Genomic DNA, 22,426 nt, shown 5'->3' on the forward strand with positions numbered 1-22,426 from the left:
TTCAAGCCATCCTTAATGGAGGGGCTTGGGGCTAAGATCCAACGCGGCCAGCTGCACTTTCAGCACATCGGCGACCGGATCGTCCGGGCATTGTTCAATAAAGTATTCAAAATCGTCGGCGGCCTGGCGCGGGCAGTCGAGCTGCTCGTAGATAAAGCCGCGATCCCGCGTCTCGAGCGGATCGCCGGGCTTCATCCGCAGCAACAGCTCGCTGCAACGCAGCGCCTCGGGCATGCGATCTTCCCGCAGCAGGGCCCCCTTGCTGACGTTGAGCAGCCGTTCGATGATCTCCCACTGGCCGGAGGGCTGCAGGTAGTCGGGGGTGAGGGTCGCCAAGTCCCCCAGTGCGCCGCGCAGCAGCAGCTCGATGCGGGCCAGACTCAGCTCGTCGCCGGTAAAGGGGTCGACATAGACCTCCCCCTCGCCACCGGCAAAGCTCACCAGGAAGTGTCCGGGGAAGCAGATCCCCTCCACATCGAGCCCGAGCTTGCGCCCCAGCTGGATGATGAGAATGCCGAGGCTGACCGGGATCCCCTTGCGCTGAACCAGCACCTGATTGAGGTCGCAGTTGTTGGCCGAGAAGTAGTCCTGCCAGTCGCCATGAAAGCCGAGGCTGTGGTAGAAACCTTGCAGCAGCTGCTGGCGCACCTCGTCGCAGGTGCCCTCTTCGATCTGCTCGTCCAGCCACTCGTCCAGCAGGTTCAGCTCGCGGATCCCCTCCTCGGCCGAGCCATAAATCTCATCGCTGACTGACAACGCCAGCTCGGTGATGTCGTGGGCTTCGAAATCGGTCCATTCGTCTATGTGTAACATTCTCTTCATGCCTTAGCCGAACACACTCGTCTGTTTGAGCACTGCCAACTTGGCAATAAAGTAGATCCAGCCGAGCGCCCCCAGAAAGGAGCACCAGCGCACCAGATTGCTTTTGGCCAGTCGCAGCGCCATCGCCGCCAGAAATACCAGCACCAGAATGGCCATCAGCTTTTCGCTGAGCCAGGGCGTTCCGTTATTGAGCGGGTTGAGATCCAGCACCATGCAGAGCAATACGCCGGAGAGTACCACCAGACCGTTGAGCCAGCCGCTGACCTTCATCACCGGCGCGCTATAGGCACGACCAGTGGCGGTCTGCACCCAGTAGAAGCGGAGCATAAACATCAGCACGGCCCCGGCAATCAGGGTGAGGTGCAGGTGCTTGAGCACAAAAAACATATTCAATCCTTGCATGGGGGCGCACAGGCAACCCGCCGTGTAACAGTAAGAGGCCGTCAGCGCAGCGGGCAGAGGCCCAGCGTCACCCTGTCGTTATCCCCGTAATCGCGCACCGTGGCTACCTCACGGTAGCCGCCATCGCGCAGCAACTGACGCACCGCCTCCCCCTGATCCCAACCATGCTCCAGCAACAGCCAGCCATCAGTCAGCAAATAAGTGGGGGCATGGGCCACAATGTGGCGGATATCAGCCAGCCCGGCGTCATCGGCAACCAGCGCCGAGCGAGGTTCAAAGCGCACGTCACCCTGCTCGAGATGGGGATCGGCGCCATCAATATAGGGGGGATTGGAGACAATCACCGCAAATCGTGGCGTCTTGTCGCGATCCGGCTCGCCCAGCGGCTCGAACCAGCTACCATCGCGCACCTCGATGGGCAATCCCAGCGCGGCGCTGTTCTCGCGGGCCAGTGCCGCGGCATCGGCCATCCGATCCACCGCCCATACATCGACCTCGGGCCGCTCTGACTTGAGCGCCAATGCGATGGCACCGGTGCCGGTGCCCAGATCCAGCACGGCGCAGGGCCCTTGCGGGATTTTGGTCAACGCCTGCTCCACCAGCACCTCGGTATCGGGGCGCGGGATCAGGGTCGCCGGGCTCACTTTCAGCGGCAGCGACCAGAACTCCCGCTCGCCAACGAGATGGGCGATGGGTTCGCCATTGAGACGACGGGCCAGCCACTCCTGCAGGGTGGCCTGCTGGGCGGCATCCAGCTCGCGCTCTGGCCAGGTCATCAGATAGCTGCGACGGCAGGCGAGCAGATGGCAGAGCAGCACATCGGCGTCGGCGCGGGGCGACTCCCCCTCTGCCAACACGGTCATGATATGGGCGCGGGCCTGCTGGATCTGCATCAGTGCCACTCCACCTTATGGGCACCACACTTAATGCGAGCTTGCCGGATCACCATTTGCATCAGTTGTTCTCGGCCAGCGAGGCGAGCTGATCGGCCTGATACTCCTGCACCAGCGGGGTGATGATGCAGTCCAGATCCCCTTCCAGGATCTCGGAGAGGCGATAGAGGGTGAGGTTGATGCGGTGCTCGGAAAGGCGGCCCTGCGGGTAGTTGTAGGTACGAATGCGCTCGGAGCGATCACCGGAGCCCACCAGATTGCGGCGGGTGCTCTGCTCGGCGGCACGGTGGCGCTCATCCTCGGCCGCTTGCAGACGGGCAGAGAGCACTGACATCGCCTTGGCGCGGTTCTTGTGCTGGGAGCGCTCGTCCTGACACTCCACCACCAGACCGGTCGGCAGGTGGGTGATGCGAATGGCCGAGTCGGTCTTGTTGACGTGCTGACCACCGGCACCGGAGGCGCGGAAGGTGTCGATCTTCAAGTCGGAAGGGTTGATCTCGATCTGCTCGGCCTCCGGCACTTCCGGCAGCACGGCGACGGTACAGGCGGAGGTGTGCACCCGGCCCTGAGATTCGGTCTCCGGCACCCGCTGCACCCGATGACCACCGGATTCAAACTTGAGGCGGCCATAGACGCGCTCGCCGTCGATCTTGGCGATCACCTCCTTGTAGCCACCGTACTCACCGTCGTTGCAGCTGACGATGGAGACGCGCCAGCCCTGACGCTCGGCAAACCGTGAATACATGCGGAACAGGTCACCGGCAAAGATGGCCGCTTCGTCGCCACCGGCACCGGCGCGGATCTCCAGATAGCAGTTGTTGTCATCCTTGGGATCCTTGGGCAGCAACATCAGTTGCAGCTCCTGCTCCAGCGCCTCCAGATTGGCCTTGGCGAGCGGCAGCTCCTCCTGCGCCATCTCGCGCAGATCGGCATCGTCCTCTTCCAGCATCATCTGGGTGGTCTCCAGATCATCCTGAGCCTGACGATAACGCTGGAAGGCGTGAACGATATCTTCCAGCTGGGCATATTCGCGGGTCAGGGCGCGGTAGCGATCCTGATCCGAGACCACGTCCGGCTCGCCGAGCATGGCCTGTACTTCTTCGTGGCGCTCGATGAGGCCTTCCAGCTTTCTGATCAGTGACGGATTCATAACTCTTGCATTCTCAATGGAGGACGGGACAACCGGCAGGTTGCCCGAAAATTATGGCTCTTGTGACAACCCCAGCGCCTGCCGCAAGCGGGAGAGCTCGCTCTGATCCCCCCGGGAAGCAGCCTGGCGCAACGCCTGGGTCGGCGCGTGGATCAATTTGTTGGTGAGGCGATGGGCCATCGCCTTGAGCGCCTGTTCGGCACTCTCACCCTGTGCCAGCGCCAGCAGGGCCCGTTGCAGCTCTTCGTCAGCCACTTGCTGGGACTGATGGCGATAGTCGCGAATGAGGTCGACCGAGCTCTGGCCGCGATACCAGCCCATGAACTCGTCGCGCTCTTCCTGCACGATCACTTCCGCCTGCGCGGCCGCCCGTTTACGGGTTTCGAGGTTCTGCTCGATGATCCCCTGCAAATCATCCACCGTGTAGAGATAGGCATCGGAGAGCTCATCGACTTCGGCTTCGATGTCGCGCGGTACGGCAATATCCACCAGAAACATCGGCTTGAAACGGCGGGCCTTGAGGGCGCGCTCCACCATCCCCTTGCCGATGATCGGCAGCGGGCTCGCCGTCGAGCTGATGACAATATCCGCCTCGTGCAGATAGTCGGGGATCTCTTCCAGCGTCATCACCTGGGCGCCGAATTCGGTTGCCAAGGTTTGGGCGCGCTGCAAGGTGCGGTTGGCCACCATCATCTTGGTGACGTTCTGCTCGCGCAGGTGACGGGCCACCAGTTCGATGGTCTCCCCCGCCCCGACCAGCAGTACCTTGGTCTGGGAGAGATCGGAGAAGATCCGCCGACCCAAGCTGACGGCGGCAAACGCCACCGACACGGCACTGGCGCCAATCTCGGTATCGGTGCGCACTCTTTTCGCCACCGAGAAAGATTTCTGGAACAGTCGCTCCAGCGTCCCCTTGAGGGATTCGGACTGCTGGGCGTGGGCGTAGGATTGCTTGATCTGCCCCAGGATCTGCGGCTCTCCCAGCACCAGCGAGTCGAGCCCGCACGCCACCCGCATCAGGTGGCGTACCGCCTCTTCGTCGTGATGCTGATAGATGGCAGTGACCAATTCGGCCGCGTCCAGCCCGTGGAACTGCTGCAGCCAGCGCAGTACCTGCTCCTGCCGCTCCCCCTCCAGATTGCAATAGAGTTCGGTCCGGTTGCAGGTGGAGACGATCACCGCCTCGCTGACACCGGGTTGGCTCACCAGCTCACGCAAGGCGCGATCGATGCAGTCCGGGCCAAAGGCGACCCGTTCCCGCAAGGCGACACTGGCGGTGTTGTGGTTGATTCCGAGGGCAAGCAAACTCATGAGTGGGCGACGATCATTTCATACGCTGGGTGCAAAGGCTGCCAATTGTACGAGAAAGGGTAAGTCTTTAAAAGCAATACGGCCGCCCCGTATACTGTGGCAAATTCCTCTCTCTGGAGCCGTCTCTTGCTGCTACGTATTTTTACCCTCACCTGCCTGCTGTTGCTGGCCGGTTGTGCCACCACCCAGCCCCAGCGTGACCAGGTGAACTGGAACCAGGAGCGGACCCGTCTCGAGCAGCTGACCCACTGGCAGCTGTCCGGCAAGATGGCCATCATCACCCCCCAACAAAAGGGCAGCGCCCGCCTCAACTGGCAGCAGGATGGCGAGGATTATCGCCTCAACCTCACCAGCCTGATTGGCACCAGCATTCTGGAGCTCTCTCGCAGCAAGGGGGAGATCACCCTGCTCGACAGCGACGGCAATCGCCACCAGAGCCAGGATGCCGAAGCGCTGATCTATCAGCTGACCGGCTGGAATATTCCGGTCGCCGGATTGCCGGAGTGGATCAAGGGGCTGCCGGGTCAGGCGGAGTTTGAACTCAACCCCGACAGCAGTCTGGCCAGCGTGCGCGACGGCCAGTGGCAGATCGTCTATGGCGATTATCGGGATCAGGATGGCTACCGCCTGCCGCACCTGCTGACCATGACCGGCCAGAACAGCCGCCTCAAGCTTCAGATCAACCAATGGACTCTTGCACGTTAATGGCTTCCACACGCTGGCCGGCACCGGCCAAACTCAACCTGTTTTTACACGTCAATGGCCGTCGTCCCGATGGCTATCACGAGCTGCAGACCCTGTTTATCTTCCTCAACCACAGCGATTGGCTCGAGTTCGAGGTGATTCCTGATAGCGACACACTCACCCTGAGCCCGGCCATTCCCGGGGTGCCGGATGAGCAGAATCTGATTATCCGAGCGGCGCGGCTGCTGCAGGCAACCCTGCCGAGCCCGCAAGGTGCCCATATCCGGCTGGAGAAGGTACTGCCCATGGGGGGCGGCATTGGCGGCGGTTCGTCCGATGCCGCGACCACGCTGGTGGCGCTTAACCACCTCTGGCAAGCAGGTTTGAGTGAAGATGAACTGGCAGCGCTCGGCGTCCAGTTGGGGGCCGATGTACCGGTGTTTGTCCGTGGCAAGGCGGCCTTTGCCGAAGGAGTGGGCGAGCGGCTGCAACCGGTCGAACTGCCCGATGCCTGGTATCTGGTGCTCAAGCCGGATTGCCATGTGGCGACCGCGGCCGTATTCCAGGATCCGGACCTGCCCAGAGCCACACCGAAAATGGCGTTGGACAACCTGCTGGAAGGTGAGTGGAAAAACGATTGCGAATCACTGGTGAAAAAGCGCCACCCCGAGGTTGCCAATGCGCTCGGCTGGTTGCTAGAATACGCGCCGTCAAGAATGACGGGCACAGGAGCCTGCGTCTTTGCTCAATTTGAAGACGAAGTGACTGCTCGGGAAGTGTTGGCCTGCGTGCCGGAGGGACTTGATGGGTTTGTCGCCAAGGGCGAGAACATATCACCTCTCTTCTCCACATTGCAACAGTTCAAATGATTGGGGTATCGCCAAGCGGTAAGGCAGCGGGTTTTGATCTCGCCATTCCTAGGTTCGAATCCTAGTACCCCAGCCAATTTTGCCGAACAGCATTGATGATGATTAACGTGGCCGGTTTTGCACTCGGCCACGGATTCGGGTTACCGGTATCATCACAATCATTCATTGGGCAGCAGACGCCTTGTACGTTATCTTGATAAATCGTTTGCCCCAAAACGATAGGGTCTGATTTCAGACTCCCCCACATACTGGATGCAACCCCGAGGTTTCAAACCGTGCCTGACATGAAGCTGTTTGCTGGTAACGCAACGCCGGAACTAGCCCAGAAGATCGCAGATCGCCTGTTTATCAAACTCGGCAATGCTGCCGTAGGTCGCTTTAGCGACGGCGAGATCAGCGTACAGATCAATGAGAATGTACGTGGTGGCGATATCTTCATCATTCAATCCACCTGTGCCCCGACCAACGACAATTTGATGGAATTGATCGTCATGGTAGATGCACTGCGTCGTGCTTCAGCTGGCCGTATCACTGCCGTTATCCCCTACTTTGGTTATGCCCGTCAGGACCGCCGCGTCCGCTCCGCCCGTGTACCTATCACCGCCAAGGTTGTCGCTGACTTCCTCTCCAGCGTGGGTGTGGATCGCGTGCTGACCGTTGACCTGCATGCCGAGCAAATTCAAGGTTTCTTCGACGTTCCGGTAGACAACGTGTTCGGTAGCCCGGTGCTGCTGGAAGACATGAAGGCCAAGAACCTCGAGTCTCCTGTCGTCGTCTCCCCGGACATCGGTGGCGTAGTGCGTGCCCGCGCTATCGCCAAGCTGCTGGATGACACCGACATCGCCATCATCGACAAGCGCCGTCCCCGCCCGAACGTCTCCCAGGTCATGCACCTGATCGGTGACGTTGCCGGCCGCGACTGCGTCATTGTTGATGACATGATCGACACCGGCGGCACCCTGTGCAAAGCCGCAGAAGCCCTGAAAGAGCGCGGCGCCAAGCGAGTATTCGCTTACGCCACTCACCCGGTCTTCTCCGGCACTGCCGTCGAGAACATCAAGAACTCGGTGATCGATGAACTGATCATCACCGACTCCATCCCGCTCACTGCGGAGATGAAAGCGATTGGCAAAGTCAAACAGCTGACCCTGTCGACTGTACTGGCCGAAGCCATTCGTCGCATCAGCAACGAAGAGTCCATCTCTGCCATGTTTGAGCATTGATAGATTCAGCAATAACGAAAACCGCCATCAGGCGGTTTTCGTCTTTCTGGACCATCTCTTTCCAACTTTCTGCTATCTGGTACGACCCTGCCCCCGGCAGGCTTAAGGATTTACCCATGAATTGCTTGCGTCCCCTCCTGCTCGCGACCCTCACCTGCGCCCTGTTCGCCTGTCAGCCCGTCAAAGAGAACCCGCCCTTCGTGCTGACCCTGGCGCACATGAACGACACCCACTCCCAGTTTGATCCGGTCAATGCCGAGATCAAAGGGCAGATCTTTGCCCCGCAGGGGGAGACGGACACCCTCTATACCCGCTTTGGCGGTTATCCGCGCCTGCTGACCATGGCGAAAGCCTATCAGGCCGATGCGCTGGCCAAGAACCAACCCATGTTGCTGCTGCACGGCGGCGACGCCTGGCAAGGGAGCGGTTACTTCAAGCTCAACGAGGGGATGGCCAACGCCGAGTTGCTGAGCCAGTTCGGCCTCGATGCCATGGCGCTGGGCAACCACGAGTTCGATCTGGACAACCAGAAGCTGGCCCGCTTCATCGAGGGGGTCAACTTCCCGGTGCTGGCCGCCAACCTCGACACCAAGGCCGATCCGGCCCTCAGCAAGGCAGACAACCTCAAGCCCTTTGTGGTCTACGCCTTTGACGGCAACCAGAAGAGCCCGGTCACCGACATCAATAATCTGCCGCAAGGCAAACAGCTGGTCGCCGTCATCGGTCTGGTGCTGGAAGACATGGGCAACATAGCGCCCAACGTTGGCAAACTGCGCTTTGGCAAGGAGGTCGCCTCGGCTCAGGCCACGGTCGACATGCTGCAAGCCAAAGGGATCCACCAGATCGTCGCCCTGACCCACATCGGCAACGAGCGGGATCTGACGCTGGCGGCCAAGGTAAACGGCCTCGATGCCATCGTCGGCGGCCACTCCCACAGCCTGCTTGGCGATTTTCGCAATATCGGTTGGGGCAAGACCGGCGACTACGCCAAGCTGGTGACCAATCCGGATGGTATCGGCAAAACCTGCGTGGTGCAGGCGGGTTCCTATGCCCAGGCCATCGGTCTGGCCCAGGTGACCTTTGACAGCCACGGTCAGGTGACCGACTGCCAGGGCCACAACAGCCTGCTGGCCAGCCGCGACTTCTTCGCCGATGCGGCGCGCAAGCAGGCGCTCGACGATACCCGCAGCAAAGAGGCGAGCCAGTTTATCGACAACCAGCCCAATCTGGTGACTGTGGATGAAGACCCTCGCCTGCGCGGCATCATCGACAGCCATTACAAACCGGCGCTGGAGCAAGCCTACGGCCCGGTGATCGGCACCATTCCCGAGCAGTTGCAAAATGCCCGTCGCCCCGGCGACAACGGCAGCGACAGCCACGGCTCAGATGTAGCGCCGCTGGTTGCCGAAGGGGAGTTCTACTGGGCCAATACGCCAGCAGTGCAAGCCCTGACCGGCGGGCCGGCCGACTTCGCCCTGCTGGCGGTGGGCGGCGTGCGCGCCGAACTGCCCGCTGGCGAATGGCGCGAGGGGGATAGTGCCCTCACCCTGCTGCCGTTCAAGAACCAGCTCTCGGTGCTGACCCTGACTGGCGCCGAGGTGCGCGCCCTCTTGACCGAGACCATCACCGCCACCCTGCCCGCCAGCGCCCATGCCGGCAAGTTCCCCTATGGCGGCCACCTGCGTTACACCTTCCAGGAGACCGACGCTGGCAAAGCGGGCACCCTGACCCAATTGCAGCGCAAGACCGCAAACGGCGAGTGGCAGGATCTGGTGGATAGCCAGCGCTATCGGGTAGTGATGAACGCCTACAGCGCCAACGGCAACGATGGCTGGCAGGCACTGGCCAATGCCCAGCGCCACCAGAGCGAGCGGGTCGACATCGCCAGCGTCAATGGCAAGCTGACCGCCTTCCCGGTGCTGAAAGTGACACAAAACGGCGAGCTGCTGAGCGCCGTCTATGCCCCAGACCAGGCCCTTGATTGCAAGGCCAGCGGCGTGGATTGCGGCACCGATGCGGCCTCCTTCGTCGAGTATGTGCGCGATGCCCGCCCCACCCTGACCGCGCTGGATGAAGAGACCGTCACCCTGCTGCGCGCCAAATAACGACTGTAGTCAACCAGGCACAGTCCATCGGTAAGCTGAAACGGGCCTCATGCAAGAGGCCCGTTTGCCCACAGTTAGCCACCCATTAGCCGCCCCCATTTGCCGCAATAGTGGGGCAAATTCCGCCATAACATGAGCATTGGTTGAGTGATCGCCACTCGGCGGCTAGAATATTGCGTCCTATTGCCCTGGGTAGTGTGCCCACGGCAGCTGCGAGTGAAGACATCAAGCGTGACAAGCGAAATCAAACTGATCGTCGGACTGGGCAATCCCGGCCCGGAATATGCCAAGACCCGCCACAACGCGGGCGCCTGGTATGTGGAGCAACTGGCCCGCTGGCACAATGTCAGCCTGCGTGAAGAACCCAAATTCTTCGGCCATACTGCCCGCATTCTGGTCGAGGGGCAGGATGTGCGGCTGCTCATCCCGAACACCTATATGAACCTCTCTGGCAAGGCGGTGGCCGCACTGGCGCGTTTTTATCAGATTGAGCCGGAAGCAATGCTGGTTGCCCATGACGAACTGGATCTGCCGCCAGGCATCGCCAAGTTCAAGCAGGGCGGTGGTCATGGCGGCCATAACGGCCTCAAAGACATCATCGCCAGGATGGGCAACAACAATAACTTTTTCCGGCTGCGTCTCGGGATCGGCCATCCCGGCAGCAAAGAGCAGGTGGCAGGCTTCGTCCTGACCAAGGCTCCCAGCAGTGAACAGAGCCTGATCGACGCAGCACTGGATGAATCCCTGCGCGCCACCGATATCCTGTTCAAACAAGATATGACCAAGGCCATGAATCGCTTGCACAGCTTCAAGGCTGAAAAGGTATAAGTCGGTTTGACCCTGTACGGGCATTGTGCCGGTGCATGAGCAACGACCAGAACAAGCATGACATGGGCCGCCTGCGGGCGACCCTCAACAGCATCCATCAAGTAAGGTAATAATCCATGGGTTTTAAATGCGGTATCGTGGGCCTGCCCAATGTAGGCAAATCCACCCTGTTCAACGCGCTGACCAAGGCCGGTATCGAAGCCGCCAACTTCCCGTTCTGCACCATCGAGCCGAACACCGGTGTGGTCCCGATGCCGGATCCCCGCCTCGATCAGCTAGCTGCCATCATCAATCCGCAGCGCGTTGTGCCGACCACCATGGAATTTGTCGACATCGCAGGCCTGGTTGCCGGCGCCTCCAAGGGTGAAGGTCTGGGCAACCAGTTCCTGGCCAACATCCGTGAAACCGAAGCGATCGGCCACGTGGTGCGCTGCTTCGATGACGAGAACATCATTCACGTTGCCGGCAAGGTCTCCCCTGCTGACGATATCGAAGTGATCAACACCGAGTTGGCCCTGTCGGATCTGGACGCCTGCGAGCGCGCCATTCACCGCCAGTCCAAGCGCGCCAAAGGCGGCGACAAGGATGCCAAACTGGAAGTGGAAGTGCTGGAGAAGATCCGCGTTGCGCTGGAAAACGGTCAGATGATCCGTGGTCTGAAGCTGGATAAAGAAGAGCTGGCCGCCGTGAGCCACCTCAACTTCCTGACCCTGAAACCCACCATGTATATCGCCAACGTGGCGGAAGATGGCTTCGAAAACAACCCCTACCTCGACAAGGTGCGTGAAATCGCCGCCGCCGAGAACGCGGTCGTGGTCGTGGTCTGCTGCGCCATCGAAGCGGACATCGCCGAACTGGACGACGAAGATCGCGCCGAGTTCATGGCTGACCTTGGCATCGAAGAGCCGGGTCTGAACCGGGTGATCCGCTCCGGTTACGAGCTGCTCAACCTTCAGACCTACTTCACCGCCGGTGTGAAAGAGGTGCGCGCCTGGACCATCCCGGTCGGTGCCACTGCCCCGCAAGCGGCTGGCAAGATCCACACCGACTTTGAAAAAGGCTTTATTCGCGCCCAAACCATCGCCTTTGAAGACTTTATCACCTACAAGGGTGAGCAAGGCGCCAAGGAAGCAGGCAAGATGCGCGCCGAAGGGAAAGAGTACATCGTCAAAGATGGCGATATCATGAACTTCCTGTTCAACGTCTAATCCCATGACAGGCCAGCATTTGCTGGCCTGTTTTTTATCTGTCATTGCCCGGGCAATGATGGCTATGTCTTAAAAAAAACCAGATTGTTGGGCTTTTGCGCAACAGAGGCCAATAACTGGTCAAACGCACTCAAATTGCGTTTTTCTGGCAAAAAAAGGGTTGACGCCCCAGAGCCAGATACGCATAATTCGGCCCGCACGGTGACGAGGCAACGACTCATCGGAAGCAAGGTTGGCTATGTAGCTCAGTTGGTTAGAGCATCGCACTCATAATGCGGGGGTCACAGGTTCGAATCCCGTCATAGCCACCATCTCTAGTTGGGGTATCGCCAAGCGGTAAGGCAGCGGGTTTTGATCTCGCCATCCCTAGGTTCGAATCCTAGTACCCCAGCCATTTTTAAAAGTTCTTTGCCAGTCTCATGACTGTTGAGGAGCGCTGTTGGGGTATCGCCAAGCGGTAAGGCAGCGGGTTTTGATCTCGCCATCCCTAGGTTCGAATCCTAGTACCCCAGCCATTTTTACTTGTATTTGACTCAGGTTGAACACAAGACGGCTATGTAGCTCAGTTGGTTAGAGCATCGCACTCATAATGCGGGGGTCACAGGTTCGAATCCCGTCATAGCCACCATTAATTCTGTTGGGGTATCGCCAAGCGGTAAGGCAGCGGGTTTTGATCTCGCCATCCCTAGGTTCGAATCCTAGTACCCCAGCCATTTTTGAAGTTCTTTGCCAGTCTCGTGATTGTTGAAGAGCGCTGTTGGGGTATCGCCAAGCGGTAAGGCAGCGGGTTTTGATCTCGCCATCCCTAGGTTCGAATCCTAGTACCCCAGCCATTTTTCTGTTCTCTTCCACGTTTGTGGTCGATAACAAACGGCTATGTAGCTCAGTTGGTTAGAGCATCGCACTCATAATGCGGGGGTCACAGGTTCGAATCCCGTCATAGCCACCATTAATATTGCGGAAGTGGCGAAATTGGTAGACGCACCAGATTTAGGTTCTGGCGCCCTAGGCGTGAGAGTTCGAGTCTCTCCTTCCGCACCATTAATAGCAGTACCAAACAGACCAGCTCACGCTGGTTTTTTTGCATCTGAAATTTGTCTCTCCCCAGTTTTTCTCTCACGCCTCTATGAACCCATCTCCACGTTAGTTCACGTTCTCGCCCCCCTTCACTGATCCCGAGCACGCCTTGCCACTCTCGTCTCCCGGCCACAAAAAAGCGGCCCGCAGGCCGCTGGTACACACATTCATCATCCCGGTTATCAGAACGGGAAGAACCAGGGAATAGCCACCACGCTCACCGCCATCACCAACAGGGTAAAGGGCACCCCGATGCGGATAAAGTCGGCGAACTGGTAGTTGCCCGGCCCCAGCACCAGAGTATTCACCGGTGACGAGACCGGCGTCATAAAGGCGGCCGAGGCGGCAATGGCGATGGTCATGGCAAACGGATAGGGCGATACCCCCATCTGCTGCGCCGTGCCCAGCGCAATAGGCGCCATCAGTACCGCGGTGGCGGTGTTGGAGATAAATAGCCCAATCACCGCACAGAGCGCAAACAGGCTGGCCAGCATCACCCGCGGCCCCATCTCCCCCACTGCGCTCATCAAGCCACCGACGATCAGATCCACCCCGCCGGTTTTTTGCAGCGCCAGCGCGAAGGGGAGCATGCCGACGATGAGGATCAGGGTCGGCCAGTGGATCGACTTGTAGGCACTCTCCATGTCGATGCAGCGAAACTTGCCCATCAGCAGACAGGCGATCAGCGCCGCAATCACGTTGGGCACCGGATCGGTCACCATCAGCAGGATCATCACCCCGAGGCAGACCAACGCGTGGATCGCCTGACTGCGGGCGGGAGCCATCTCGTCCACCTCGGCAGGCAAGCCCATCAGCAAAAAGTCTCGGCTGTGGGTCTGTAGCAGCCGGATATGGCTCCAGTTGCCCACCACCAGCAGGGTATCCCCCATCTGCAACGGCTCGTCCACCAGCTTGCCTGCCAGTGCCTCGCCGTCGCGACGCAGCCCCACCACGCTCAGGCCATAGCTGGAGCGGAAGGTCACCTCCCGCACGCTTTTGCCCAACAGTTTGGACTCGGGGATCAGCGACACCTCGGCCATTCCCACCTCCCGCGCCTGATCGGAGAAGTACTCACCGCGCAGGATCATGGGTTCGAGCCGCGCCTCGCTGCAAAACGCCCGCACATCCACTTCGGGATCGGACATGTCGATCAGCAGCACATCCTTCGCCTGAAATTCACTGATCCCCGACACCGGCACCATCACCCGGCGAAACTTGCGCCAGCGCTCCACCCCGATGACATGGGCGCCATAGCGGGCACGCAGTTGCAGTTCGTCCAGGGTATGGCCAATCAGCGGAGAGTCCGGCCGCAGCGCCAGACGGCGGGCCCGACCGGCCAGCCGGTAGTCACGGATCAGATCGCGCAGGGTGCGGCGCCCGGTCGGCTTGCCCTTACCCTCTTCTCCCTCGCCCACCAAAGAGCCGCGCACCAGCAGCATGTAGAGAATCCCCAGCCCCAGAATCAGCACGCCCATGGGGGTGAAACCGAAGAAGCCGAAGCCGTGAATGCCGTGGCGCATCAGCTCGCTGTTGACCACCATGTTGGGGGGCGTGGCCACCAGCGTCATCATGCCGCTGATCAGTCCGGCAAAACCGAGCGGCATCATCAGGCGACCGGCGGGGATCCCCATCCGGTTCGCCACGCTCAACACCACCGGGATAAAGATGGCCACCACCCCGGTGCTGCTCATCACCGCCCCCAGACTCGCCACCGCCACCATCAGCAGCACCAGTAGCTTGGTCTCGCTGCTGCCCGCCACCTTCACCAATGCATCCCCCACCTGATAGGCGATGCCGGTACGCACCAACCCCTCACCCACCACGAACAGGGCGGCAATCAGAATGACGTTGGGATCGCTAAAGCCCGCCAGCGCCTCCGACAGGGTGAGGGTGCCGCTCAGCACAAACAGGATGACCACCCCCAGGGCCACCACGTCCATGCGCACCTTGTTGGTCATGAAGAGATAGATGGCACCAGCCAGCAGACAGAGCACCCAGACAAGCTCGGAATTCAATGCAACCTCCTTTTATCACGTGATTCTCCTCCCGGAGAGTGGACTCTATCAGACCACAGCCATGGCGCTATCATCTTGCTACATATCAATAAAGTCCGGCCAGCGGGGGCACCATAACCCATCAGTGCTGGAATAACCGGGCACCAGCGGCGATTTCTTTGATATGGGCCAAGCCCGGGGCGGACAAAAGTCCTGCCCCTGCTCCCCCTCACCCCTTAGAATGGCGCCCTCGCATACTAACCCTCATGCCTAAGGATCAGAAAATGAGCATATTCGAGCTGTTCAGCATCAATAACACCCTGGTGACCATCCCGCTGGGTGGCGGCTATGCCATGTCATGGATTGAAGCCATCGGCACTTTATTCGGCCTGGCCTGCATCTGGTTTGCCAGTCAGGAGAAGACCATCAACTACCTGTTTGGCCTGATCAACGTCAGCCTGTTTGCCATCATCTTCTTCCAGATCCAGCTCTACGGGCTGTTGATGCTGCAGCTGTTCTTCTTCTGCGCCAACGTCTACGGCTGGTACGCCTGGACCCGCCCGGCCAACGATCAGGGGGATACCCTGCAGATCCGCTGGCTCAGCAAATCCAAGCTGATGGTGACCGCCGCCGTGAGCGTGTTGGCCATCGCCCTGCTGACCCGCTATATCGACCCGGTCTTCGCCACCCTGGCGCGTACCTCGGTCTCCCTGCTCAACCTGTTTGGTGCCAACCTGGCCATCCCCGAGCCTTCACCCGATGCCTTCCCGTTCTGGGATGCCAGCATGACGGTGCTCTCGGTGGTCGCCCAGATCCTGATGACCCGCAAATATGTGGAGAACTGGATCCTCTGGGTCGTCATCAACATCATCAGCATCGGTGTCTATGCCGCGCAGGGCGTCTACGCCATGTCGCTGGAGTACCTGATCCTGCTGTTTATCGCCGCCAACGGCACCCGCCTCTGGGTGATTGCCGCCAAGCGCCAACCACAAGGTCTGTAAGCCATGACGTTATTACCCCATCTCCAGTGCCGCCCCGACCAGATTGCCGAGCGGGTGGTGCTGTGCGGCGACCCGGCCCGGGTCGATCGCATCGCCAGCCAGCTTGAAGAGTGTGAGGTGCTGCGGCAAAACCGGGAGTTTCGCCTCATCAACGGCCGCTATCGGGGGCTGCCCATCACGGTCTGCAGCACCGGCATCGGTGGCGCCTCGGCCATCATCGCGCTGGAGGAGCTGGTGCAAGCAGGCGCCCGCTCGCTGGTACGGGTCGGCTCCGCCGGTGCCCTGCAACACGACATCGGGCTGGGCGATCTCATCGTGGTGGAAGGGGCGGTGCGCAATGAGGGGGCCTCACAGGCCTATCTGCCCGCCGAGTACCCCGCCTGCGCCGATATCTGGCTGCAAGCGGCTCTGCTCAACCATGTGGCCACAGGCAGCCAGCCTTACTGGCACGGGCTGGTGCGCTCCCACGACAGCTTCTATCGGGATGACGAGCAGGAGGTGTGCCGCTACTGGCATGCCCGTGGCGTGCTCGGCGCCGATATGGAGACCGCCTCCCTGCTGACCGTGGGTCGCCTGCGCAAGGTGCGGGTCGCCGCCGTGCTCTGCAACGTGGTGCTGTTCGAGCAGGATGTGCAGCAAGGGGTGGCGGATTACACCAGCGCCGAGCAGGTGATGATGGCTGGTGAGCAACACGCTATCGCAGCCGCCCTCCACGCGTTGGCACAATAAACCGCAAACCGTTAACTGCGGCACATCCGCTACCGTGCGGGCTGGTATCCAGCCCGCACTCTTGCTAGCCTCATGGCCCCCGTCATCCGGTGCGACAGGCAAGTCATGCAGCAACAGCCCTACCCTCTCGGCCGTTTTCACGCCGAACTCCAGCAGCTTGAACCCCGCTTTGCCGCGGCGCTCGAGGCCTGCACCCTGTTTCTGCGCCGCTACCTGCCGGGCGAATTGATCATGCGCCAGGGGGAGCTGAGCGAGCAGCTCTATCTGGTCGAACGTGGCCGGGTCTCCCTCAACAGCACGGTGCACTCGGGCCGCAGCTTCCAGCTCGGCGAAATAGCCTGCCATAGCCAGATTTTCGGCGAGATGGAGTTCTTCAGCGCCACCCCGGTGCAGTGGAACGTGGTGGCCGAGACCGAGCTCGATGCCCGGGTCATCTGTGCCCACAAGCTGGCCCAGCGACTGCTGGCCGAACCCGAGCTGACCCTGTTCTTTGCCGCCGCGCTTGCCAGCGACTATCTCGATACCCTGGAGATCACCACCAGCCGCCTGCTCCACCCCATCGCCTACAACATTGCCTATGAGCTGTGGCGCGAGCGCCAGCGCACCCCGATGCTGGGGTCACGCAAGCGGGCCCACGAGGCGGCACGCTTTGGCACCACCGAGCGGGTCTACCGCCGTGCCCTCAAGGAGCTGATCGAACAGGGCATTGTCTGCGAAGGGGCCGAGGGGCCCACCATCGCCGATCTCGCCAGGCTGCGCGCCTATCTCGACCTTTGATTTCTATTCACCTAATTTCGATTCCCCCTGTCAGGAGTCACCATGTCTGCCCATCCCTATCCCGAGTTCACCTTCTTCAGCCGCTTCGTCGCCGACATTCAGGCTGGCCGCAAGACCATCACCATCCGTGACGAGAGCGAGGCCAACTGGCAACCCGGCCAGCGGCTGGCCCTGTTCACCAATCCGGAGCACCAACCCTTTGGCACCATAGAGGTACTCTCGGTCAAGGTGGTCGCCTTTGATGAACTGAGCGATGAGCACGCCCGTCAGGAGAACATGAGCCTCCCCGAGCTCAAGCAGGTGATCCGCGATATCTACCCCGATCTGCCGCCGCTCTATGTGATTGAATTCAAACTGATTGCCTGAACCGGATTTGGCCTTTGCCGAGCAATATGTTAATAGTGTGCTCTTTTGAATCAGGGAGGTGACCCGAGTGTTTGAGATAGCGAGCCTGCGAGAGGGCATGATGCACGGGGTCGAGCTGTTCCAGCTGCTGCTGGAGATCATCTCCATCGCCTGTGTGGTGATAGGGCTTGGCAAGACCCTCTGGCTGGCGGCGCGGGTACGGGATCACCAGCCCGGCTTTCCGCGCATTCGCCTCTGCTTTGGCAGCTGGCTCATTCTGGCGCTGGAGTTCCAGCTCGCCGCCGACATCCTGGCCACCACGGTCGCACCGAGCAAGGAGGAGCTGATCCGCCTTGCCATCATCGCGGTGATCCGCACCTTCCTGAACTACTTCCTCGGCAAGGAGCTGGAGGCGCAGGCGGAACGCCAACAAGAGAAGGTTGAGCACCAGCAAGAGCCAAACGTCGAGCAGGCCGGGGCCACCCGATAACGGCTCATGCCTCAGGGCATATGAGTAAACCGCCATCCCGACCACGTCCGTGACTCGGGATGGCACCATTGTGACCCTCCCCTCACTTTTGGCAATCAGCCAATACTGGAACCCTTTTCAAGGTTTCCCCTGCCCTGTTGACTGCCCGCTCATCTGCGTAAGATAGAAAATCTCTTCCCCCTACCGGCCACGCTGATGAATACGCACCCCTGCCACACGCCCGCCATCAACCTCGATAGCTGCGTCATCTACCAGATCTACCCCATGAGTTTTCAGGACAGCGATGGCGACGGCATCGGGGATATCAACGGCATCCGTCAGCGCCTCGACTATCTGGCACAGCTTGGTGTCGATATGCTGTGGCTCACCCCCATCTATCGCTCCCCCAAGCGGGACAACGGCTACGATGTGGCGGACTACCGCGCCATCGACCCCGCCTTTGGCACTCTGGCCGAGATAGAACAGCTGATCAGCGAGGCCGCCGCCCGTGGTATCGGCCTTATGATGGATATCGTCGCCAACCATACCTCCACCGAGCATGAGTGGTTTGTGCAGGCGCTGGCGGGGGATCCTCACTATCAGGACTATTACGTGTTTCGCGACCAGGCCTTCGTTGACGCTCACCCTATCACCTCGATTTTTGGCGGTAGCGGCTGGGAATATGTGCCAGCGCTTGATCGCTACTACCTGCACAACTTCGATGCGAGTCAGGCCGATCTGGACTGGGACAACCCGGCTGTGCGGGCCGAGATGGCGGCGGTGATCAACTTCTGGCTGGGCAAAGGGATCAAGGGGTTTCGCTTCGATGTGATCGATATGGTGAGCAAGGAGTGGGGCCGACTTGCCATGAGCAATGGTCCACGCCTGCACGACTATATCCGCGAGCTCAATGCCGCAAGCTTTGGCGGCAAGGGGATCATCACGGTGGGGGAAACCTGGGGAGCCGATCTCGCCCATATGCAGCGCTATTCCCACCCCGATGGCAGCGAGTTCAGCATGGTGTTCAACTTCGAGCATCTGGGGCTGGGCAGTGACAAGTGGTCATCCCGCTTCGATCCCCTCGCCTTCAAACGGGCCATGGCCCACCACCAGCAGGGGCTGCATGGCCGGGGCTGGAACAGCCTGTTTCTGAATAACCACGACCTGCCCCGCGCCGTCTCCCGCTTTGGCGATGACAGACCCGAGTGGCGCGAAACCAGCGCCAAGCTGTGGGCCATGGTGCTGCACATGATGCAGGGCACCCCTTTTATCTATCAGGGGGAGGAGCTGGCCATGACCAACCGCCACTGGCAGGCCGACGAGCTGCGCGACGTGGAGGCGATCAACTACCGCGCCAGCCAGTCGGAGCTGGGTCCTGCCGAGCTGAGTCGGCGGCTCGATGCCATCGGCCGCGACAACGCCCGCACCCCGATGCAGTGGGACGCAGGTCCTCACGCAGGTTTCAGCACCACCGCGCCCTGGATTGCCCTCAACGCCAACCACTCTGATATCAGCGCCGCCGAGCAGCTGACCCGCCCCGACTCGCCGTTTCACTGCTATCGCCAGCTTATCGCCCTGCGCAAGGCTCACCCCGTCATTCGCCACGGCGACTTCGAGCTGCTGGATGGGGATGACCCCGAGCGCATCAGCTACCGCCGCCACTGGCAGGATCCGGCGAGCGGAGAGCGGCATACCCTGCTGCTGCTCGCCAATCTCACCGCCAACCCCTTGCCGATGCCGCACGTTGAACAGGTGGAACAAGGCGCCACCCTGCTGATAAGTAACTACCCCACTCAGCCTGAACCGCTGTTTGCCCCTTACCAATGCGCGGTATGGCTACAAGGCTGATCAGGCGCTGATAGTGGCCAGCTCGTGGCGCTTCAACGCCAGCAGGGTGAGCAGCAGTGCAAAGGTGGCGATGATCGCCATTCCGATATAGGTGGCACTGAAGCCGGGGGCCAGCAGTTGCGGGCTCAAGGCGCTGAGCTGACCGGCACTGCCAGCAGGCAGCTGGGCATTGAACAGCATGGAGCAGATGGCCACGCCGACGGCACCGCCAAGCTCCCGGCCGAAGTTGAACAGCGACATGCCGATGCCGCGATCTTCCCGTGGCAGGGCATTTTGCACCACCACCGAGAGGGCTGGCAGCACCAGACCAAGACCGATACCGGCAAACCCGAGGGCCAGCTTGACCCATGCATCAAAGTGGATCTGCCAGAGCGCCACCGCGGCCAGCGCAAACCCCACCGCCACAAAGCTCTTGTAGTGACCGGTACGACCAATCAGCTTGCCGCCGACAAAGGCCCCGGCGGTGATGCAGATCATGAAGATCACCATGCTCATCCCGCTCTCACTGGCGCTCAGCCCCTTCTGCCACTGCATCTGCAGCGGCAGATAGACCAGCACCGCAAACATCAGCAACTGGGAGAGCATTACCAGCAGTACGCTCACCAGATAGCCGGGCAGCCGCGCCAAATGGGCGGGCAGGATGGGATCATGAGCCCGTCGCTCAATCAGGATCAACAGCAGCAGCGAGACCGCCAGCGCACTCGCCAGCCAGACGGCGGGCAGGGCGGTCTCCGGCGAGAGCAGCAACAGGGTCAGGGTGGTGACGGTAATCAGCAGCGCCGCCCCCTTCCAGTCGAAGCGGCTGTGGCGACGAACGTTGAGCTGCTTGAGGTTGCGGTTGATGAGGAAGACAGCCAGCGCCCCGAGCGGCAGATTGATCCAGAAGATCCAGCGCCAGCTGAGCTGCTCGGTAAAATAGCCGCCAAGCAAGGGGCCGGCGATGCTGGAGACCGCATAGACCGCCGAGATGTAGCCCTGATACTTGCCCACCTCCCGCGGCGGAATGGTGTCGGCAATCACGGTAAACGCGAGGGCAATCAGGCCGCCGCCCCCCAGTCCTTGCAACACGCGGGCCGCCAGCAGGGTCGGCAGATCCTGGGAGAGAGCACAGGCCACCGAGCCCGCCAGAAACAGGCCGATGCCGATATTGAGCATCCGCACCCGGCCAAACAGATCGCTCAGTTTGCCGTAGAGGGGCAGCACGGCGGTGGCCGCCAGCAGGTAGGCGGTGACCACCCAGGTGAGGGCGGCACCGGCGTGCAGCTCGGCGCCAATCATGGGCAGCGGGGTGGTGACGATGCTCTTTTCCAGTGAACCGAGCGCGATCACCAGCGCCACACTGGAGAAAATGGTTTTGGGGGATATTTTCGAGGTCATAAGCGGACTCGCTGATCTGATATGCCAAAGTATCCGGCAATGAACGGATTATTGTCTCACAAATCAGCAAGAGATAGAAAAAACGGCGGCCACAATCAGCCCAACCATGAGGCAGATCCCACAAACTGCCGACTGGTTCTGTTAGCCTGCGCTATTTAGTCCGAATTCAGTCAGAGGAGTCCCCATGAACGAGCAGTACCGGTTTGATCACTACGATGCCCTGATTTTCGATATGGATGGCACTCTGGTGGATTCCATGCCCCTTCATCTGGATGCCTGGGAGCTTACCTGCGCCGAGTTCGGCATCCCCTTCGAGCGGGAGCAGCTCTATCAGTACGGCGGCATTCCCACCCGCAAGATCATCGCCATGCTGGCCAAGCAGCAGGGGCTGACGGTGGATGTCGAGGCTTTTACCCGCCGCAAGATTGCCCTCTATATGGCACATATCGACAAGGTCAGCGTCTTTCCCAAGATGTGGGAGCTGGTCAGGCACTATGACGGCAAGGTGAAGATGGGGATTGGCACCGGCTCACCGCGCAGTCAGGCGGACTCCATCCTGAAGAGCACCGGACTCGATGCCTATATCTCGGTGGTGGTCAGTGCCGATGATGTCACCAATCACAAGCCTCACCCGGATACATTTCTGAAAGTGGCCGAACAGCTGGGGGCCAATCCAGCTAACTGTCTAGTCTTTGAAGATACCCGTATCGGGCTTGAGGCAGGCAAGGCGGCAGGGATGGATACCGTGCTGGTCATCGAAGGTGATCTGCACCAGCGGTAAACGGCTCAGGGCAAGCAGGTAGACCGATCAGTTGGTGCCATGACCATGGCACCATTTTTTTACCTACGCGGGCATGGCGCTGGCAAGGTTCAGTGCCCGGTCAGCGCGGCGATCGCCGCCGGAATAGCAGCCACCGTCAGGCAAAGGGCGTTGGCCTGCGCCTCGTCATGTAGTGCCTGATGAGTGCGCAGCAGCTCAAGAGCTTGGGCAGGGGTATCTGCAAAGGTGGGGGCGGCGATGGCGGCAAATCCCTGTTCAACCAGTTGACGACGCTCATCGCTATAGCTGGGCGCATTGGCATCTAGATAGGTAAGCACCTGACCCTGCTTGAAAAAGTGATAGTTAGGCATCGATTGGCCCCGCAAAAATAAAGCGTCATTCTACTCCTTTTTGCTCCGCCACCAGCGTCAATCTGTGTCGTCTCAAGTGATCTCGTTCACATTTTTATCAACAAACCTTTACCGGCTGGGCGCCGTCCAAATCCCCTCCCCACGCAGCCTCAGACAACACTAGCCACCGTCAGTCGGCGCCAA

General features: G+C 60.4%; 20 protein-coding genes, 9 tRNA genes and 1 pseudogene. 22 read left to right on the top strand and 8 right to left on the bottom strand.

Annotated features, from left to right (window positions below):
• Window positions 1–12: 12 nt before the first annotated feature.
• The 5 genes from I6G90_RS10415 to hemA form a co-directional block, all read right to left on the bottom strand.
• Window positions 13–813: a SirB1 family protein gene (locus tag I6G90_RS10415; protein ID WP_058054291.1), complete on the bottom strand. Its 801-nt coding sequence runs from the start codon at window positions 811–813 to the stop codon at window positions 13–15.
• A 12-nt stretch (window positions 814–825) separates the two neighbouring features.
• Window positions 826–1,209 carry a SirB2 family protein gene (locus tag I6G90_RS10420; RefSeq protein ID WP_111805407.1) on the bottom strand — a complete coding sequence of 128 codons (384 nt, stop codon included), beginning with the start codon at window positions 1,207–1,209 and terminating at the stop codon, window positions 826–828.
• Window positions 1,210–1,265: 56 nt separating this feature from the next.
• Window positions 1,266–2,117: a peptide chain release factor N(5)-glutamine methyltransferase gene (gene prmC / locus I6G90_RS10425; RefSeq protein ID WP_197927390.1), complete on the bottom strand. Its 852-nt coding sequence runs from the start codon at window positions 2,115–2,117 to the stop codon at window positions 1,266–1,268.
• Window positions 2,118–2,178: 61 nt separating this feature from the next.
• Entirely contained in the window at window positions 2,179–3,267 is a 1,089-nt protein-coding gene (gene prfA / locus I6G90_RS10430) for a peptide chain release factor 1 (protein ID WP_042658188.1), read from the bottom strand.
• Window positions 3,268–3,318: 51 nt separating this feature from the next.
• Window positions 3,319–4,578, bottom strand: a complete 1,260-nt coding sequence (gene hemA / locus I6G90_RS10435; protein WP_197927391.1) for a glutamyl-tRNA reductase — start codon at window positions 4,576–4,578, stop codon at window positions 3,319–3,321.
• Window positions 4,579–4,704: 126 nt separating this feature from the next.
• Here hemA and lolB point away from each other — a divergent pair, with 126 nt between their 5' ends.
• The 15 genes and pseudogenes from lolB (at window position 4,705) to I6G90_RS10510 (ending at window position 12,536) form a co-directional block, all read left to right on the top strand.
• Window positions 4,705–5,283: a lipoprotein insertase outer membrane protein LolB gene (gene lolB, locus I6G90_RS10440; RefSeq protein ID WP_042061300.1), complete on the top strand. Its 579-nt coding sequence runs from the start codon at window positions 4,705–4,707 to the stop codon at window positions 5,281–5,283.
• A pseudogene (ispE, locus tag I6G90_RS10445) lies at window positions 5,283–6,153 on the top strand (4-(cytidine 5'-diphospho)-2-C-methyl-D-erythritol kinase). Before lolB ends, ispE begins: the two are co-directional and overlap by 1 nt.
• Window positions 6,133–6,207: transfer RNA gene (locus tag I6G90_RS10450), tRNA-Gln, on the top strand. Before ispE ends, I6G90_RS10450 begins: the two are co-directional and overlap by 21 nt.
• 199 nt (window positions 6,208–6,406) lie before the next feature.
• Window positions 6,407–7,354, top strand: coding sequence for a ribose-phosphate pyrophosphokinase (locus I6G90_RS10455; RefSeq protein ID WP_005330162.1), 948 nt, complete (start codon window positions 6,407–6,409; stop codon window positions 7,352–7,354).
• A 116-nt stretch (window positions 7,355–7,470) separates the two neighbouring features.
• Window positions 7,471–9,459, top strand: coding sequence for a bifunctional metallophosphatase/5'-nucleotidase (locus I6G90_RS10460; RefSeq protein WP_197927392.1), 1,989 nt, complete (start codon window positions 7,471–7,473; stop codon window positions 9,457–9,459).
• 231 nt (window positions 9,460–9,690) lie between these two features.
• Window positions 9,691–10,287 (top strand): aminoacyl-tRNA hydrolase, encoded by a 597-nt coding sequence (gene pth / locus I6G90_RS10465; RefSeq protein WP_197927393.1) that lies wholly within the window; start codon window positions 9,691–9,693, stop codon window positions 10,285–10,287.
• Between the two features lie 116 nt (window positions 10,288–10,403).
• Window positions 10,404–11,495 carry a redox-regulated ATPase YchF gene (ychF, locus tag I6G90_RS10470; RefSeq protein WP_058054284.1) on the top strand — a complete coding sequence of 364 codons (1,092 nt, stop codon included), beginning with the start codon at window positions 10,404–10,406 and terminating at the stop codon, window positions 11,493–11,495.
• A gap of 234 nt (window positions 11,496–11,729) precedes the next feature.
• A tRNA-Met gene (locus I6G90_RS10475) sits at window positions 11,730–11,806 on the top strand.
• Between the two features lie 8 nt (window positions 11,807–11,814).
• Window positions 11,815–11,889 (top strand) — tRNA-Gln (locus I6G90_RS10480).
• A 46-nt stretch (window positions 11,890–11,935) separates the two neighbouring features.
• Window positions 11,936–12,010: transfer RNA gene (locus tag I6G90_RS10485), tRNA-Gln, on the top strand.
• A 36-nt stretch (window positions 12,011–12,046) separates the two neighbouring features.
• A tRNA-Met gene (locus tag I6G90_RS10490) sits at window positions 12,047–12,123 on the top strand.
• 10 nt (window positions 12,124–12,133) lie between these two features.
• Window positions 12,134–12,208: transfer RNA gene (locus I6G90_RS10495), tRNA-Gln, on the top strand.
• A gap of 45 nt (window positions 12,209–12,253) precedes the next feature.
• A tRNA-Gln gene (locus tag I6G90_RS10500) sits at window positions 12,254–12,328 on the top strand.
• Window positions 12,329–12,367: 39 nt separating this feature from the next.
• Window positions 12,368–12,444, top strand: a tRNA-Met gene (locus tag I6G90_RS10505).
• 8 nt (window positions 12,445–12,452) lie between these two features.
• Window positions 12,453–12,536 (top strand) — tRNA-Leu (locus I6G90_RS10510).
• A 218-nt stretch (window positions 12,537–12,754) separates the two neighbouring features.
• On the opposite strand, the gene I6G90_RS10515 is transcribed toward I6G90_RS10510, so the two are convergent.
• Entirely contained in the window at window positions 12,755–14,587 is a 1,833-nt protein-coding gene (locus I6G90_RS10515) for an SLC13 family permease (protein ID WP_197927394.1), read from the bottom strand.
• Window positions 14,588–14,850: 263 nt separating this feature from the next.
• On the opposite strand from I6G90_RS10515, the gene pnuC reads away from it, so the two are divergent.
• From pnuC to I6G90_RS10545, 6 genes are all read left to right on the top strand, one after another.
• Window positions 14,851–15,567 carry a nicotinamide riboside transporter PnuC gene (gene pnuC, locus I6G90_RS10520; RefSeq protein WP_040066934.1) on the top strand — a complete coding sequence of 239 codons (717 nt, stop codon included), beginning with the start codon at window positions 14,851–14,853 and terminating at the stop codon, window positions 15,565–15,567.
• A gap of 3 nt (window positions 15,568–15,570) precedes the next feature.
• On the top strand, window positions 15,571–16,296 hold the full coding sequence (locus I6G90_RS10525) for a nucleoside phosphorylase (protein WP_197927395.1): 726 nt from the start codon (window positions 15,571–15,573) through the stop codon (window positions 16,294–16,296).
• A 105-nt stretch (window positions 16,297–16,401) separates the two neighbouring features.
• Window positions 16,402–17,073 (top strand): Crp/Fnr family transcriptional regulator, encoded by a 672-nt coding sequence (locus tag I6G90_RS10530; RefSeq protein ID WP_197927396.1) that lies wholly within the window; start codon window positions 16,402–16,404, stop codon window positions 17,071–17,073.
• 42 nt (window positions 17,074–17,115) lie between these two features.
• Entirely contained in the window at window positions 17,116–17,439 is a 324-nt protein-coding gene (gene yqfB, locus I6G90_RS10535; protein ID WP_197927397.1) for a N(4)-acetylcytidine aminohydrolase, read from the top strand.
• 67 nt (window positions 17,440–17,506) lie between these two features.
• Entirely contained in the window at window positions 17,507–17,908 is a 402-nt protein-coding gene (locus tag I6G90_RS10540) for a DUF1622 domain-containing protein (RefSeq protein WP_042063867.1), read from the top strand.
• 195 nt (window positions 17,909–18,103) lie between these two features.
• A complete protein-coding gene (locus I6G90_RS10545) occupies window positions 18,104–19,735 on the top strand; it encodes an alpha-glucosidase (protein WP_197927399.1) in 1,632 nt (543 codons plus the stop codon).
• On the opposite strand, the gene I6G90_RS10550 is transcribed toward I6G90_RS10545, so the two are convergent.
• Window positions 19,736–21,112, bottom strand: a complete 1,377-nt coding sequence (locus tag I6G90_RS10550; RefSeq protein WP_197927400.1) for an MDR family MFS transporter — start codon at window positions 21,110–21,112, stop codon at window positions 19,736–19,738. It lies immediately after the preceding gene.
• A gap of 184 nt (window positions 21,113–21,296) precedes the next feature.
• Here I6G90_RS10550 and I6G90_RS10555 point away from each other — a divergent pair, with 184 nt between their 5' ends.
• Window positions 21,297–21,893, top strand: a complete 597-nt coding sequence (locus tag I6G90_RS10555) for an HAD family hydrolase (protein ID WP_197927401.1) — start codon at window positions 21,297–21,299, stop codon at window positions 21,891–21,893.
• A gap of 89 nt (window positions 21,894–21,982) precedes the next feature.
• Here the strand turns inward: I6G90_RS10555 and I6G90_RS10560 are convergent, their stop codons facing one another.
• Window positions 21,983–22,210: a hypothetical protein gene (locus tag I6G90_RS10560; protein WP_232254353.1), complete on the bottom strand. Its 228-nt coding sequence runs from the start codon at window positions 22,208–22,210 to the stop codon at window positions 21,983–21,985.
• Window positions 22,211–22,426: the final 216 nt, after the last annotated feature.

The organism is Aeromonas allosaccharophila, assembly GCF_016026615.1.
In the GTDB taxonomy this organism is placed as follows: Bacteria; Pseudomonadota; Gammaproteobacteria; order Enterobacterales; family Aeromonadaceae; genus Aeromonas; species Aeromonas allosaccharophila.